Source organism: Anaerotignum propionicum DSM 1682, from assembly GCF_001561955.1.
Classification (GTDB): domain Bacteria; phylum Bacillota; class Clostridia; order Lachnospirales; family Anaerotignaceae; genus Chakrabartyella; species Chakrabartyella propionicum.
Window position 1 is genome coordinate 2,356,972 of sequence record NZ_CP014223.1, and the last position, 15,898, is coordinate 2,372,869.

13 protein-coding genes are annotated in these 15,898 nt (G+C 39.2%); 5 read left to right on the forward strand and 8 right to left on the reverse strand.

Features of this window, described 5'->3' with window-relative positions; genetic code table 11:
* Positions 1–7: 7 nt before the first annotated feature.
* Positions 8–1,948: an NAD(+) synthase gene (locus tag CPRO_RS11025; protein ID WP_200777693.1), complete on the forward strand. Its 1,941-nt coding sequence runs from the start codon at positions 8–10 to the stop codon at positions 1,946–1,948.
* A 203-nt stretch (positions 1,949–2,151) separates the two neighbouring features.
* Here the strand turns inward: CPRO_RS11025 and CPRO_RS11030 are convergent, their stop codons facing one another.
* Positions 2,152–3,567, reverse strand: a complete 1,416-nt coding sequence (locus CPRO_RS11030; protein WP_159430699.1) for a sensor histidine kinase — start codon at positions 3,565–3,567, stop codon at positions 2,152–2,154.
* Between the two features lie 320 nt (positions 3,568–3,887).
* Between CPRO_RS11030 and CPRO_RS15515 the strand changes: the two genes are divergently transcribed.
* Positions 3,888–4,034, forward strand: a complete 147-nt coding sequence (locus CPRO_RS15515; RefSeq protein WP_159430697.1) for a hypothetical protein — start codon at positions 3,888–3,890, stop codon at positions 4,032–4,034.
* 121 nt (positions 4,035–4,155) lie between these two features.
* Here the strand turns inward: CPRO_RS15515 and CPRO_RS11040 are convergent, their stop codons facing one another.
* The 4 genes from CPRO_RS11040 to CPRO_RS11055 all read right to left on the reverse strand — a co-directional run bounded on the left by CPRO_RS11040 (position 4,156) and on the right by CPRO_RS11055 (position 10,900).
* A complete protein-coding gene (locus CPRO_RS11040) occupies positions 4,156–4,842 on the reverse strand; it encodes a response regulator transcription factor (protein ID WP_066051691.1) in 687 nt (228 codons plus the stop codon).
* A 102-nt stretch (positions 4,843–4,944) separates the two neighbouring features.
* On the reverse strand, positions 4,945–7,314 hold the full coding sequence (locus tag CPRO_RS11045; protein WP_066051694.1) for an endonuclease MutS2: 2,370 nt from the start codon (positions 7,312–7,314) through the stop codon (positions 4,945–4,947).
* 369 nt (positions 7,315–7,683) lie between these two features.
* Positions 7,684–9,657, reverse strand: a complete 1,974-nt coding sequence (locus CPRO_RS11050) for a fructose-bisphosphatase class III (protein ID WP_066054000.1) — start codon at positions 9,655–9,657, stop codon at positions 7,684–7,686.
* A gap of 415 nt (positions 9,658–10,072) precedes the next feature.
* Positions 10,073–10,900, reverse strand: coding sequence for a hypothetical protein (locus CPRO_RS11055; protein WP_066051697.1), 828 nt, complete (start codon positions 10,898–10,900; stop codon positions 10,073–10,075).
* Between the two features lie 143 nt (positions 10,901–11,043).
* Here CPRO_RS11055 and ymfI point away from each other — a divergent pair, with 143 nt between their 5' ends.
* Both ymfI and CPRO_RS11065 read left to right on the forward strand, forming a co-directional pair.
* A complete protein-coding gene (ymfI, locus tag CPRO_RS11060) occupies positions 11,044–11,784 on the forward strand; it encodes an elongation factor P 5-aminopentanone reductase (protein ID WP_066051700.1) in 741 nt (246 codons plus the stop codon).
* Entirely contained in the window at positions 11,784–12,473 is a 690-nt protein-coding gene (locus CPRO_RS11065; RefSeq protein WP_066051703.1) for a YjjG family noncanonical pyrimidine nucleotidase, read from the forward strand. The genes ymfI and CPRO_RS11065 overlap by 1 nt, the downstream gene beginning before the upstream one ends.
* Positions 12,474–12,744: 271 nt before the next feature.
* Here the strand turns inward: CPRO_RS11065 and CPRO_RS11070 are convergent, their stop codons facing one another.
* The 3 genes from CPRO_RS11070 to CPRO_RS11080 are packed head-to-tail and all read right to left on the reverse strand — an operon-like array spanning position 12,745 to position 15,247.
* Positions 12,745–13,272 (reverse strand): GNAT family N-acetyltransferase, encoded by a 528-nt coding sequence (locus CPRO_RS11070; protein ID WP_066051707.1) that lies wholly within the window; start codon positions 13,270–13,272, stop codon positions 12,745–12,747.
* A gap of 15 nt (positions 13,273–13,287) precedes the next feature.
* On the reverse strand, positions 13,288–14,316 hold the full coding sequence (gene tsaD, locus CPRO_RS11075) for a tRNA (adenosine(37)-N6)-threonylcarbamoyltransferase complex transferase subunit TsaD (protein WP_066051711.1): 1,029 nt from the start codon (positions 14,314–14,316) through the stop codon (positions 13,288–13,290).
* A complete protein-coding gene (locus tag CPRO_RS11080; RefSeq protein ID WP_066051714.1) occupies positions 14,306–15,247 on the reverse strand; it encodes a ribonuclease Z in 942 nt (313 codons plus the stop codon). The genes tsaD and CPRO_RS11080 overlap by 11 nt, the downstream gene beginning before the upstream one ends.
* 421 nt (positions 15,248–15,668) lie before the next feature.
* Here CPRO_RS11080 and CPRO_RS15400 point away from each other — a divergent pair, with 421 nt between their 5' ends.
* Positions 15,669–15,839 (forward strand): hypothetical protein, encoded by a 171-nt coding sequence (locus tag CPRO_RS15400; protein WP_157881675.1) that lies wholly within the window; start codon positions 15,669–15,671, stop codon positions 15,837–15,839.
* Positions 15,840–15,898: the final 59 nt, after the last annotated feature.

A 15,898-nucleotide genomic window follows, 5' to 3' on the forward strand; every position in this document is an offset into this window, starting at 1 on the left:
GTATATCATGTTTAACTACATTAAAGTTGCCGTTGCCATTCCCAAATTAAAGGTTGCTGACTGCATTTATAATAAGCAAGAAATCATGTCAGTAATCAAAAATGCGGCAGAAAAAAAGGTGAAAATTCTTACTTTTCCTGAGCTTTCCGTTACAGCATATACCTGTGGGGATTTGTTCTTTCAAAACCCCTTGCTAGCCTCTGCCGAAAAAACCTTAGCAGAAATTGCGGCAGAAACCAAGGAATTGGACATGCTAATATTAATTGGCGTTCCTGTTCTGTCCGATAATCAAACTTTCAATTGCGCTGCACTCCTTCATAAGGGGAAAATATTAGGTCTTGTTCCGAAAACATTACTTCCTAATTATAGCGAGTTTTATGAGGAGCGTTGGTTTGCATCATCCGATGATTTAATTCAGGAAGAAATCACTTTTGCCGGACAAGTTGTTCCCATTGGTGGGGACCTTATTTTTGCTGCGGAAAACTTCCCAAATCTCAAAGTAGGCGTGGAAATTTGTGAGGATTTGTGGGGACCAATTCCTCCAAGTTCCTATTTGAGTTTATATGGAGCCACAGTACTTTTAAATCCCTCGGCCAGTAATGAATTGGCAGCAAAACCGGGCTATCGCCATCAACTTATTGCTCAACAATCCTCCCGTTGTTTGTGTGCATATGCATACGCTTCCGCAGGAATTGGCGAATCCACGCAAGATACCGTTTTCAGTGGTCACAGCCTAATTTATGAAAATGGCGTTTTGCTTGGAGAATCAGAGTCATTTTCACAGGAAAATCAGCTGATTTATGCCGATGTGGATTTAGAACTTTTGGCTAGCGAACGCCGTAAGCATACCACTTACATGTCCCATCTTTCCAGAGCCCATGCACAAAAATTCTATCGAGAAATTAAATTTTCCATGGTCGAGGATGAATTGGATGAGTTTAAGAGACCTATTACTGCAAAACCCTTTACTCCTGCTGATGATGCCTCATTAAGCAAGCGTTGTCATGATATCTTTATGATTCAAACAACCGGTCTGGCAAGACGTATGGAACATACCCATGCCAAAACCCTAGTGATTGGAATTTCAGGTGGTTTAGACTCTACACTAGCTCTTTTGGTTTGTGTAAAGGCTTGTGATTTTTTGAATATTCCTAGAGATCATGTTTTAGGTATTACTATGCCGGGCTTTGGAACTACCGATCGAACATACCAAAATGCAGTTCAACTAATGAAGTCTCTTGGAATTTCCACCAGAGAAATTTCCATCCGTGCAGCCTCTTTACAGCATTTTGAGGATATCGGTCACGATCCTTCTGTCCATGATGTTACTTATGAAAACACGCAAGCCCGGGAACGCACCCAAATCCTGATGGATATTTCAAATCAAACAGGGGGAATCGTGGTTGGTACAGGGGATTTGTCTGAGCTTGCATTGGGCTGGGCAACCTATAATGGCGACCATATGTCCATGTACGCGGTTAATGCCGGTATTCCGAAAACATTGGTTCGAGTTTTAGTAAATTGGGTTGCATCCACAGGTGAATTAGATCAGAAAGCTTCCGATATTCTTCTTGATATTTTGGATACACCTGTAAGTCCGGAGTTATTGCCTCCTGACGAAAATGGAAATATTAATCAAAAAACCGAGGATTTGGTGGGTCCTTACGAGCTTCACGACTTTTTCCTGTATCAAATCATTCGATTTGGCTTCTCACCAGCCAAGGTATTATTTCTGGCAGAGCAAGCCTTCGGAAATGCATATTCCAGAGAAACGCTTTTGAAGTGGCTGAAAAACTTCTACCATCGCTTCTTTATGCAACAGTTTAAGCGTTCTTGTTTGCCCGATGGACCTAAGGTTGGTGCTTTATGTCTTTCTCCAAGAAGCGATTGGCGAATGCCGACGGATGCGTCCAGTCGAATCTGGATGGAAGAAGTTGAAAAATTATAATCAATTGAGGAAGAGTTAAAAACAATTGTGGGATATATTTTATCCACACATAATATTTCTTTTTCATTAAAATAAAGCCTATATAACTTGGATTCGTGAAATCCTTGTTTTATAGGCCTTTTTCATACTTGTAAAGATATCTTCGTCTTTTAAAACAGAAGGGTTTCTGTCTTTTGTATCTTTCATTCAATAGTAAATGTTTTCTATTCTTCCGACATTTTAAGGGAAAAAACAAAAGTGCTACCATCTCCCTGGGTGCTTTTTACGGTAATACCTTCATTGTGAGCCTGCAAGAACTCTCTTACTATGGCCAATCCGATTCCGCTTCCTTGCATATCCTGATTACGCGTTCTATCAGCCTTATAAAAACGGTCAAAAATGTATTTTTGATCCTCAGGACTAATGCCAATTCCATGATCCTTGATGGAAACCAAAACCTTTTTCCGATCTGTTTTTGTTGTTTCCACCTCAATTAACCCTCCTGTTGGTGAGAACTTCACAGCATTACTCAATAAATTTTGAATCACCCTGGAAATCTTGTCTATATCTCCGTGAACCATGGTAATTTGGTCTGCAAAAATCGCTTTAATCACGGCATTCTTTTCGTTTAACTGCGGCTCTAATAAATTAATGTTAGCACGAATTTGCTCATTTAAATCAAAGTCAGACTCATCTAAAATAATTTTACTACTCTCCGCCCGACTTAAATCAACAATTCCTTCTGTTAAACGAGAAAGTCGTAGCGTTTCCTCCAAAACAATATGCAAATATTTTTCTTGCTTCTCCAAAGGTACCGTTCCATCTAGCATTGCCGTAAGAAACCCTTGCATAGAGGTAAGTGGTGAGCGTAAATCATGAGAAACATTTGCGATAAAATCTCGTCGTGTCTTATCGTTGTTTTGTAAACTCTCAGCCATATGATTAAAGCTTTTTGCCAATTCACCGAATTCATCATTGCTTGTAATTTCTACCCGATGTTCAAAATTTCCGCTGGCAATTACCTTTGCGGCATCGTTCATCTCTTTAATAGGTCTAGTCATCTTTCTGGAGGTCAGATAGCTAAACAAAATAGCAAAAAGAAACACGACAAAAATGCTGGCAACACCCACTTGATACATCTGATATAGGGATTGCTCCATTTCAGGCATGGAACGACACATAAAAATCCCCGCCATTTTTCCCACAGAAAGGGGATAACCAACCACCAGCGTGGGCACATCAAATATCGTGGTTGCCTTTCTTTCACTGGAAACAATGTTTCCCTCCTTTACCCCTTCCACCAAATCTTGAAAGGCAAAGGATTGTCCAATCATCATTTCATCAAGCCCCGGTGATGCCAATACAACAACACCGTCAGCATTTACCATTAAGATTCCCGCACCCATGTATTCCTCCAATACTTGCAGTTCATAGCTCAAATTACTTAAGTTGCCTGTTCGGTAGGCATTTGTAAATGCAATAGAAATCTTCCGTCCTTGCTGAATCAGCTCATTGCGCTTTTCCTTCATATAATGCTGTGTGTAAACCACAGATAGGATTCCACCTAATATCAACACACAAATAAGAATCGTAGTAATGTATTGCAGCATTTGTTTTTTCACAATTGATTCTTTGCGCATGATTTTACCTCCAAAATCCATCAAAAAAGCTTCCATAATCTCGGAATGATGGTATAATAAATATATTGCATTAAAAAAGAAAGGAGATAACGGTATAACCGTTTTACAATCCAATGAATCTTAAAAAACCGCAATCTAATCCTGACAAAAAGAAACTTTCCACTGCTGATATTATTTTAATCGGCGTGGGATTATATGTTTTAATCAGAACACCTTGGGGAAACATGAATAGCTTTCATTATCTCCTGTTTTTCCTTTATATTTTCTGCATGATGATGCGCCTCACAAATATTAGAAAACAGCATTCCCAAAGGGAAAAAATGGAGCAAGAAAAACAAAGGCTTACCCTCCAAGCCCATGAAGAAAAAAAGGATGGGGAGTTTACCGAAATAGAAGAATCCAAAGAAGGAGAAGCTTCGTCAGTTGACCAAGAGCTCATTGCCTCTGAAAAAGACTCTCAATTATAATATCGTTTGATTATTTGGTTCGTATTATCACAGCATGGTGCAACAGTATATAAAATGATATAAATATTATGTAAGACGACTGATTATCAGTCGTCTTATTTTATTATTCAAATGTTTAGCTTCATTTCTGACCAAATTTATACCCAACACTCCATACCGTTAAAATACCCCATTCATCTTCCTGATTCAATTTTTCTCGAATGCGCTTTACATGCACATCAACGGTTCTGGTATCACCAATATATTCATATCCCCAAATTTGATCTAAAAGCTGCTCTCTCGTAAAAACTCGATTGGGATGCTCCGCCAAATAGTACAAAAGCTCAAATTCCTTTGGAGGAAATTCTAAACTTTTTCCATGGTAGGTCACGGAATAATTTGAAATATTGATTTCCAAGTTGGGAAACCGTAGGATGTTGGCATCCTCCTGCTGTTTTGGTTCATAACGCCGCAAAACCGCCTTGACTCTTGCCACCAGTTCCTTGGAATCAAAGGGCTTCACCATGTAATCATCAGCACCAAGCTCCAATCCAAGAACCTTATCAAAGGTTTCACCTTTTGCTGTCAGCATAATAATTGGGACGTTACTCGTTTTTCGAACTTCTGCGCAAACCTGATATCCATCCATACCAGGCAACATCAAATCCAAAATAACTAAATCCGGCTTAATTGCACCTATCTCCTTGATTGCCTCTCTGCCGTCATATGCTTCTTTGGTATCAAAGCCCTCTTTCTCCAAATATAGAGAAATCAGCTCTGCAATATGCTTATCATCATCCACAATCAAAATCTTTTGTTTTCCGTTCATGAAGATCTCCCCTTTTGTTGAAAGAATTCCCAGAATTTTTTAGACTCTACAGTCGAAACGGATGGGTTTTTCTTTTCCCATCATCAATCTTTTTGAAATCCATTACTTTAGTTCAACTACCGTAACACCTGCTTCACCTTCACCGTATACTCCTGGTCTTTGGCTTTTTACATGAGAGTTCGTTTTCAAATAACTCTGCACCGCTGTACGCAAAGCGCCCGTTCCTTTTCCGTGAATAATAACAATTTGCTTTAGTCCAGATAAATATGCATCATCAATATATTTGTCTATATTTGCTAAAGCTTCATCAACCAGCTGTCCTCTACAATCAATTTCAGCCGAAATAAATTGGCTCTTAGATACCTTAGCCCTTGGAGCAGACTGTTTCTGCTTATTTTCCTTTGGTGCGGAATCATCCAGCATCAGCTCTGCCAATGGAATCTTGGCCTTCATGCTTCCCATCTGTACCATAACTTCTTTGTTTTTATCAGGCGGAGAAAGGACAACACCGTTTTGATCGAAGGATATAACATAAACTCGATTTCCTGTCTGTAAATTCTCAGGCACTTTATGGCTGGGTTTTATCTTTTTGGATTTCAGAAAATCCTCTTGCACAGAAGATAACTTTTCCTTTAGCTTACTCCTGTTTTCCAAAAGCTTTTGCTGATTTCCCTTTTCTTTTGCTTGACGGTTCATTTCTTTTATAATGCTATCAGCCTCTTCCTTGGCCTGGGCATAAATCAGCTTAGCTTCTTCTCTTGCCTTTTGCAAAATCTTTTCCTTTTGCTCGCTGGTTTTTTCTTTTTGCCGTTCCACCTCAATCTTTAAGTTTTCCGCTTCTATACGGTACTGCTCTGCACGCTCTTGCTCATAGGCAACAGATTTCTTGCTGATTTCCAAATCTGTGATTACATCTTCAAACCTAGCCTCATCTTGACTGATAAATTCTTTTGCACTATTAATAATATACTCTTGCAATCCCAAGCGCTTGGAAATGGCAAAGGCATTACTTTTACCGGGAATACCAATTAACAAGCGGTAGGTTGGTCGAAGGGTTTCCACATCAAACTCACAGCAAGCATTTTCAACGCCTTTCGTTGAAAGAGCATATACCTTAAGCTCACTGTAATGAGTTGTTACAGCAGTGCGAATTTTTCTTACTTTTAGCTCCTGAATAATGGCAAGTGCCAAGGCTGCACCTTCCGTAGGATCTGTCCCTGCGCCCAATTCGTCAAAAAGAACCAACGAATCATCTGTCACTTCATCCATAATTTTCACAATATTGGTCATGTGGGAAGAGAATGTGCTTAAACTTTGCTCAATGCTCTGCTCATCGCCAATATCAGCAAAAACATTATCAAAAATAGCCAATTGTGAATGGTCAAAAGCAGGAATATGAAGCCCTGCCTGTCCCATCAGTGTGAACAGACCAAGGGTTTTCAGGGCAACCGTCTTCCCACCGGTATTGGGACCTGTAATCAATAATGTTGTAAATTCCTTACCCAAATAAATATTAATCGGCACAACAGCTTTTGCATCCAAAAGGGGATGTCTAGCTTTCTCAATATGAATATAACCTTTTGTGTTAAATAAAGGTCTGGTTCCCCCCATGGAGACAGATAAACCCGCCTTTGCGAAAATAAAGTCCATTTGGGTTAAAAGCTCCAGATTTGCTTCCAGAACCATGGTGTTCTCCGTAACCAGACGGGAAAGCTCCACCAAGATTTTGCGAATTTCATCTTTCTCCTTTGCTTGAAGCTCCTTTATTTTATTATTCAGCTGAATAACACTCAAAGGCTCCATAAATAAAGTGGAACCTGTGTTGGATTGGTCATGTATCATACCAGGAAAGGTGTTTCTGTATTCACTCTTTACAGGAACACAATAACGGTCATTTCGAATAGTAATTACAAAATCCTGAAGCATATTGCGGTACGCCGAAGAAGAAATCACTCCATTTAAGTGATCTCTTACTTTTTCATTGGAAATCTTAATCTCCTTACGGATATTTCGAAGCTCTGCACTTGCATCATCAGAAATCTCTGTTTCAGAAAGAATGCATCGGTTTATTTCATTTTCCAAGGAAGGTATGGGCGCCAGTAATTCGAAATACTCGTCCATTCGTTCATAGGCTTCTGCTTTATTTTCATGCTTACCATAATTTTTCATCTTTCGGCACACATAAAGAAATTCCCCAATTTCCATCAGTTCGGAAATAGAGAGAACCCCTGCCATGCTTGCCCGTTTTAACTGGGGTCTTATTTCGCGAAAACCACCAAAGGAAGGTGTACCTTTTCGCAAAATCATATCTGTAGCTTCCGTGGTTTCTTGCTGCCATAGAGCAATATCGCTCATCACCGTTGCAGGTTGCAGTTCTCTGGCTCGTTCCTTTGCCATCGGCGAAACCGCAAAGGCGGCTAATTTTTCGATAATCTTGTCATATTCCAACGTGTGTAATGCCTTTTTGTTCATTTTAATCCCTCATTCATTTCATAGAGAATATCAATATTATATCCTTTATCTTTAAGTATACCATAAAAGGTAGAAAGCTAATATAATTCCTTTCATATTTACTTTTAAGATTTTATAAAGCTCAATCGACCTATAGGCATATTATATCATATTAGAGTGTAAAGCAGATTTTCAAAATTCTTCATATTAAACTACTACTTTTATTAAAAATTTTATTCCCCCCGTTTGTCCTAATTCTATAGGGGGTCATTCCTTTTCCAAAACTCTTGTCACTATCAGCATAAACAACAGAACAGTTGGTTTTATCAAGCTAATATCAATAAAAAGCAGACCGCCATTACTCATTTTGAGAAATAGCGGTCATTTTTATTATTGCTCTTTGATTAAGCCATTCTTATATGCATAAAGCAATTTTTCCAACTCATCAATACTTTCTAGTAATTTCTTACCAATATCCGTATCTCTTACACGAATACGATCCTGGGTATATTGCAATGCAACCGTAGAAGATAGAATATCCTTTTCCTCCGCAATGGCCACTTCTGTTGAAACAAAGGGTTCATGGGAAACCAGTACCAAGCCATGGGAATTATAAATCAAAGTATAACCCGCAATACCCGTCACCTTCTGATACGCCTTGGCAAACCCACCATCTATAACAAAAAGTCTACCCTTAGCTTTAATGGGGCTTTCTCCCTTGGATACTTTTACAGGCACATGCCCATTGATGATGTGGGAAGCATCAGGATCAAGACCAAATGCAGATAATACCGTTTTACATACATTCTCCTCGTTTCGCAAAGTGTAGTAAGGATTGCTAACTTCCTTATGGGTTGTTTTATCATCTATAAAATACCGCTCAAAGGTTGTCATCTTTTTCTTACCAAACAGAGGAGAATCTTCACCGCACCATAAATACCAAATGATGTCCATGCACTCACGCTTATTATCACTGTGAGGTCTGCTAAAGTAACCCTCTCTGGCTGTTCTTTCCACTTCATCCAAATATTCCTTTCCGGAGTACTGCTTGCCTCGGAAAGTTACTGTTTTCAGCGTCCCGTCCTCATTCATGGGAATACCACCGTGGAATAGAAGGTTGGAGTTAAAAATGGTATACATGCTGCCTTTGCTGAAAAGAACCCTTGTATGTGCCTGCAATCTCTCACTGTTTACAAAGGAGGATTTTACCTTATCCATTACAATCTGTTCTTCGGGGGTAAGCTTATATGGATCCTTGGGATCAACAGTTGGGAAATTTATATCATTCATCTGATATTCTTTTCCTTCAATCTTGATAGTACCTTTTTCAAAATTAATTTTATCCAAAAGCAAACGATTTTCCATCCTGAACTCCGGATGACGCTTAATGATCTGTGCCTCCATTTTCCATTGTATAATGGAGATTGCCTTATGCATTTTGGCAATCATATTAAAATCCTTATCGCTCATCTCTTCAGTGCCCTTTGGCGCAAATTGCGCACAAGGATCATCTGCATATTTCTCCATAGCAAAGGTTGCCAAGGGAATTAAATTAATTCCATAATCCTCCTCAATGGTATCCAGATTAGCATATCTGGTCTGAATACGCAAAACGTTACAAATAAGTGCTTGGCAGCCCGCAGCAGCGCCCATCCACGCAATATCATGGTTACCCCATTGAATATCAACGGAGTGGTATTTTGCTAAAATATCCATAATTTGTGCTGCATTAGGCCCTCTATCATAGATATCTCCAATTACATGAAGTTGGTCAATTGCAAGTCTTTGAATGAGATTTGCCAGCGCAATGATAAAACGATCTGCCTGTTCTAAATCAATAATTGTACGAATGATTTCGTTATAGTACATTTCCTTATCGCGGCTAACACTATCCTCATGGAGTAATTCTTCAATAATATAAGCAAACTCCATGGGTAGTGCTTTTCTTACCTTAGAGCGTGTATATTTTGAAGAAATTACCTTGCAAATTCGAACCAGTCTATGTAACGTAATTTTATACCAGTCGTCCAAATCCTCTTCCTGCTCTGTCATCATTTCCAGCTTTTTTTCCGGATAATAAATGAGAGTTGCCAAAGCTTTTTTTTCGCTTTCCCGCAGGCTAGCGCCAAAGATTGCGCTGATATGGTTTTTAATAACACCCGAAGCATTTCTAAGAACATGGCTAAAGGATTCCGCTTCCCCATGAATATCAGATACAAAATGCTCTGTGCCCTTAGGTAAATTCAATATGGCTTTGAGGTTCATCACCTCTGTTGCCGCACTATTGATATTTTTATATTGATTCGCCAGTAATTTTAAATACTTCATTTCTTCCTTCGTAAAGGTACAATCTGTCGAGTACATTTTCTGCCACCATTCTTTCCAATTTAAAAATTGTCCTGTTTTATTATAGCAGAGGGTTTTTTCTTTTCCTAGACCTTTTTCAAAAATATTTTCTTTTCTTGGGACATTTTTCGTCCCACTTCGTGAGTTGCTGACTTGCTTTTTCTTGGATTTCATTTTCCCCACAACATTTTTGCATTCGTTTCTTCCTAAAAATTATGATTGTGTAGTGCTAGAAGAGATCTCAGATTGGTAGAAAGAATCTCATCAAACACAAGTACAAATATTTTCAGAGGTCTGGACTTCCCAGTACCAATTTATATAAAAAAGAACCTTTTTCAAAGGAAATCCAGTTTAAACGTAAAAATTTTCATACACGTCCAAACAGTATAAATCTATATTTGTAGATTTCACTTTAAAAAAGGCTCTTAAATTCTTATTTATTGTCTTCGTCAATTGTGCTATCCAAGGTATACTCTTTTACTTGTCTTTCTCCCAGTAATACCACCTCCCGATTCATAAACAATACTGTTAAGGCTATACTGGCAAAACTTGCAACAATGTAAGACAGTGTGTAAGATAAAATATCTGTTCCAATATGCTGAGGTAGAATTAATTTCACAGTGCCAAAAATCCAATCCCAACCCAATGCAATCAGAAAAATAGTTAAAATCACTAAAACTGTTTGCCAAAACCTTCCCTTTGTCAGTTTCATGCTATATTCTAGGGCTTTCCATCCTCTTTTTTGCCTTAAACCAATGGCATATACATAAAAAGTCCAAATAATTCCCAGATAAACTCCCGGGATAATAAAAAGCATACCTGCAATAAAAATCAAGAAAAAGTATGGTACTGCCGTTATAATAACACTCCAAAGGCAATTCATGGACTCCCCAATGATTTCTTGCATATGAATGGGATCACCACAAATACTTTTTTTTGCTATTTTAGCAATAGAAATAACTCCGATTGGTTCTAAAAACAGGTACATTGCAATGAGCAATAAATAATTTTGAAAGAAACTTAGAGCCGCATCCTTAAAAGCAGGCATATTTTCCAAAATTGCTTCTGTAGTGTTCAAACTTTCTATAAGTTGCACCCCAATATTCAACCGATCCAAAATCATTGCATTTAAAATGCTTATGGGAAAAAACAGAAAAGCTACAACAACCATGACCATGGGGAGATTTCCAACAAATAATTTCATGGCAATAGATAAAATATCCATCAATTTTAATTCTTTAGTATTAATCGCTTCCAGCATACTTCCACCCTTTCTGACTAAAAAGTCAACAGAACTAGTATACCGCATTCCCTAAAAAAATCCAACTGCTTTCTGCCTTGTAATTCTTAAATATTTCCGATACAATAATAAAAAACATAACAATTAAGAAAGTAGTGATCATTTTGAGTCTAAAGGGTAAAACCGTTTTCATAACCGGCTCCTCCCGAGGCATCGGCCAAGGAATTGCCTTTGCCTTTGCCAAAGCAGGCTGTAATATCATTTTAAATGCATCAAAGAGCAAGGAAGCCCTTTTAGAAATGGAGAAACAGCTTGCAAGAGATAACATTCCCGTTCTTGCCCTCCTTGGAGACGCTTCCGATTATGATACTTGCAAAAAAATGTTCCAAACAATAGAAGATACCTTTGGCAGTGTTGATATCTTAATCAATAATGCTGGTATTTCTCATATTGGGCTTTTTTCTGATATGAACCCTCAAGAGTGGCAAAACCTAATAGCTGTGAACCTTTATTCTGTATTTAATTGCACCCATCTAGCGGTAGCTGACATGGTGCGGAAAAAAAGCGGCTCAATCATTAACATCTCCTCTATGTGGGGTGAGTTGGGGGCATCCTGCGAAGCAGTTTATTCTGCCTCAAAGGGTGGCATCAACAGCTTTACAAAAGCAATGGCAAAGGAGCTTGGCCCTTCGGGAATCCGTGTGAATGCCATCGCCTGCGGTGTCATTGAAACTCAAATGAATGCAGCCTTTGATGAAGGGGAGCGAAAAGCACTTGCAGACGAAATATCACTCATGCGTTTTGGAACACCAGCGGAAGTGGCGAAGCTGGCACTTTTTTTAGCCGAGGAATCTTCGTCCTATCTTACCGGACAGATTATCACCTTAGACGGAGGCATGCATTAATGAAAAAAAAATTTTTATTATTCGATATTGATCACACCCTAATGGATTTTTCAGCAACAGAAAAAAAAGGTCTCAAAAAATGTTTCGATTCTTTTGGTATACCTTTTACCGAGGAAATTTTCTCTTGGTACCTTTCCCATAACCGTATACTTTGGGCACAATATGAATGTGGTAAAATTCCCCGTGATATTATCTTTCAAAACCGCTTCACCGATACCTTTTCGGAATTTTCTATCAAGGCAGACGGAAATTTGATGGAAAAAGCATACCGCCAAGCACTCTCTGAAGGCATTGACTTGATTGAGGATGCACTGGACGTAGTCAAAAAACTGCATAAAACCCATGAACTATATGTTGTAACAAACGGCCTTGCCGCTACCCAGGAAAAACGCCTAATTGACAGTGGCCTTGCCCCTTACTTTAAGGCAATCTTTGTTTCAGAAGTTATCGGACTTCAAAAACCAATGGTTGAGTACTTTCAATATTGCTTTGAGCGTATTCCAAATTTTCAAAAAGAAGAGGCTATCATTATCGGAGATTCCTTATCGTCCGATATTCAGGGTGGCATGCGCGCCGGCATAGAAAGCTGTTGGTTTAACCCAAACGGGGTAACAAATGAAACCGAATTTCAACCTACCTATGAAATTCAATGTCTAACAGAACTGTTGCCACTTTTTGAAATCTTTTAATATACATATACATAAAACGGTATCCGCAGTTATTTGCAGATACCGTTTTTTTACAATCGAGATATTTTCACTATCTCTCTGATATGGGAGATAGTGAAATAAATTTTGTGTAAAAAAATAGCCACAATATAAATACCCCATAACCTGAGCATAGGGAGCAAGGATACCATGGAAAGGGTTTTCCATAGCCTTATGGGTGTCAGAGTGCCCCCCCACGCTTCATTGATGTTCAAATGTATCTTACTCATTCAGTGGCATAAGTCCTCAAAATCTATCCATGGATGCGCTTCTCCATGCAAACCAAAGTCTCCCATATTACATTCTGAAAATGAAAAAGACACTTTCCCGCCAACTCATATCCCAAATGGGAATATAAATGAATGGCAGGTTGGTTCCCCTCATATGTATCAAGTCTTATGACTTTACACCATCTCATACGTGCATACTCCTCAGCAAATGCAACAAACTCTCTACCATAACCCTTTCCACTGGAATTCGGTCTGATGCAAAGGGTATGAATAACCAAAACATCGTCATTCTCAGCAGAAATCTTCCAAGCAATATTAGTATATTCCTTGGGTTGAATATGGTTCAAAATAATACTTCCATACAATCGTCCCGATTCATCCTGACCAACAAAAAGCGTGCCTTCCTTCAGCGCTTTTTCAGCATCCCCTTTTGTTGGATAAAGCCCTTTCTGCCAATTGGTATAACTGCCGTTTGCCGCTTCAAAATCCAAAACTTCGTGATAGATTGCTTCAACCTCATCCAAGTCCTTCTCCATTGCTTTACGAATCAAAGTATCACTCCTTTATCATCGTTCTCCTAATTTTAAGCTTGGGTTTGCATTCAAATCCAAACCATCCCGCACGCCTGCTAAATATTCATAATACGCCGCACACCCAATCATTGCAGCATTATCCGTGCAAAGAATAGGGGAAGGAATGCTCAGCTGGAATCCTTCCTTTGCGCAAGCCTCTTTCATTCTTTCTCGCAGAGCGCTATTGGAGGCCACACCACCGGCTAAGGCAATTTTCTGCAGCCCTTTGCCCTTTGCAGCCTTTATTGCTTTTCCCACCAGAACCTCTACAACGGATTGCTGAAAGCTTGCAGCAATATCAAAAGGATTGATTTCCTCACCCAACATCTTTTGCTTATTCACATAATTTAAAACGGCTGATTTTAAACCGCTGAAACTAAAATCATAACTATCTTCCTCTAAAAATACACGAGGAAATTTAATTGCATCAGGATTTCCTTGTTTTGCCGCCGCATCAATTTTGGGTCCTCCGGGATAGCCCATTCCAATGACCCTGGCTACCTTATCATATGCCTCACCGGCGGCGTCATCCCTAGTCTTGCCCAAAATTTCGTACTTGCCATAATCAGAAACATAAACCAAGTGGGAATGACCCCCTGAAACAACCAAAGCCATGTAGGGCGGTTCAAAATCCTTATTCTCAATATAGTTTGCACAAATATGCCCTTCAATATGGTGTACACCAATCAAAGGCTTATTTACTGCAAAAGCAAGAGCCTTCGCCTCTGCCAAGCCAACCAAAAGCGCTCCCACCAAACCGGGACCATAAGTTACCCCAATTGCATCTACTTCCTGAAGGGTTACGCCTGCCTCCTGCAAAGCCTGTGTAATTACCCCATCAATGGCCTCTATATGCTTTCTGGAGGCGATTTCAGGCACAACACCCCCATACAGGGTATGCAAGGCAATTTGTGAGGAAATAACGTTGGACAGCACCTCTCGTCCGTTCTTCACCACAGCAGCCGCCGTTTCATCACAGGAGCTTTCTATTGCCAGTATATAAATGTCTCTTTCATTTTTCATGTTTTTTGTCCTCCAAATCATCCTTGGGAAACAGGATGGTGGTACTCATTCTTTCCACCCCCAAAACCGTATTAGGGAAAATATTCTGAGCTACCTCTAAAAACAGTTCCGGCTCATTAAGAGATGGGCTGAAGTGGGTCAGCCAAAGAGCTTCTGCTTCGCCATCCTTGGCTAGCTGTGCCGCCTCAGAAAACAGCATATGCTTATTTTCTTTTGCTTTGTGTATTTTTTCATCCTCGCCATACATACCTTCGCAAATAAAAAGCTGAACACCTCGAATAAAGTTGCGTAATCTGTCTACAGGTCTGCTGTCCGTACAATAGGCTACACCTATTCCCGCTCTTGGATTCCCTAGTACCATGTCGGAGGTATATGTCTTCCCTTCAAACTCTAAGAAACCTTCCTTTTGTAAACTGCCCCATAACGTTTTTGGAATACCCAATCCTTCTGCTTTCTTTACATCAAACTTTCCTCTGCGCTGCAAGTCTACACGATAAGCATAGCATTTCACCATATGATCTGCCAAACAGTGGGAAATCATAAAATTGCCCACCTGAATAGGATTTGGCGTATCCTTTCCAATTTCAATATATGTTAGTGGAAAAGGCAATTCCGGACATATCCTGCAAAGCCCTTCCACAATATAAGCAAGTCCTTGTGGCCCAATTATCGTAAGGGGTTCCGTCCTTCCCGCATTGCCAATGGTTAGCAAAAGCCCCGGTAGGCCTGAGATATGATCCGCATGGAAATGGGTGATGCAAATCACATCAATGGATTTAAAGCCCCATCCTTGCATCTTCATGGTCACCTGCGTGCCCTCGCCACAGTCAATCAGCAAAAGCCGCCCGTTGATTCTGGCCAGCATCGCCGTTAAAAATCGTCCGGGCATGGGCATCATTCCGCCTGTTCCCAGCAAACAAATATCAAGCATAACTTTCTCCTTTGAATTTAAAAATTACCGTTACTTTTCATCATAGCTTATTCCTCGTTAAAATACAAGTTTTGCCACAGAAAAGCAGCAATATACTTTTCTTTTTTCAATTTCCTTGTATTGGTTCAATTTTCATTTTCTAAATCTTATTTTTGTAATTGAAAAAGTAAACTCAATAAACATATACGTTCTGTTATTCTCAATAAAATAAATCTAACAATGCATTAGACATAGAGCCCTTCACGAAAATTGCTCCTATATTCTTTTTTACATCCCATCTAATCATTATTTACAGGAAATGAACTTACAAATATCTTTTTATGGCTCTTCACAAACAAAATATTCAAAATAGTATGAAAATTTTATTTTTCAGGTACAAAAACGTGTTCATTGGAATAGAAATACTAAAGGGGGGGTTCTTATGCGTAGGAGATTTCGATATACACCATTAAAATGGATATGTGGGGTTATTCTCGTTTCTTTGGGCATAGGAATGCTTCTGGCCATCTTAATACCCTATTGCATTCCTTTGCTGGCAATTCTGTTTATTGGTGCGGGTATTTGGCTTATCTTTAATTTCCATCAGTGTTAAGGCAAAAATGCATAATCGAAAAAAAGCCTTTCTCCAAATTCGGAAAAAGGCTTTTAGCT

Coding starts and splice junctions, on each gene's coding strand:
- CPRO_RS11025 (WP_200777693.1), top strand. CDS start 8: ATGTTTAACTACATTAAAGTTGCCGTTGCCATTCCCAAATTAAAGGTT.
- CPRO_RS11030 (WP_159430699.1), bottom strand. CDS start 3,567: ATGCGCAAAGAATCAATTGTGAAAAAACAAATGCTGCAATACATTACT.
- CPRO_RS15515 (WP_159430697.1), top strand. CDS start 3,888: ATGGAGCAAGAAAAACAAAGGCTTACCCTCCAAGCCCATGAAGAAAAA.
- CPRO_RS11040 (WP_066051691.1), bottom strand. CDS start 4,842: ATGAACGGAAAACAAAAGATTTTGATTGTGGATGATGATAAGCATATT.
- CPRO_RS11045 (WP_066051694.1), bottom strand. CDS start 7,314: ATGAACAAAAAGGCATTACACACGTTGGAATATGACAAGATTATCGAA.
- CPRO_RS11050 (WP_066054000.1), bottom strand. CDS start 9,657: ATGTACTCGACAGATTGTACCTTTACGAAGGAAGAAATGAAGTATTTA.
- CPRO_RS11055 (WP_066051697.1), bottom strand. CDS start 10,900: ATGCTGGAAGCGATTAATACTAAAGAATTAAAATTGATGGATATTTTA.
- CPRO_RS11065 (WP_066051703.1), top strand. CDS start 11,784: ATGAAAAAAAAATTTTTATTATTCGATATTGATCACACCCTAATGGAT.
- tsaD (WP_066051711.1), bottom strand. CDS start 14,316: ATGAAAAATGAAAGAGACATTTATATACTGGCAATAGAAAGCTCCTGT.
- CPRO_RS11080 (WP_066051714.1), bottom strand. CDS start 15,247: ATGCTTGATATTTGTTTGCTGGGAACAGGCGGAATGATGCCCATGCCC.
- CPRO_RS15400 (WP_157881675.1), top strand. CDS start 15,669: ATGCGTAGGAGATTTCGATATACACCATTAAAATGGATATGTGGGGTT.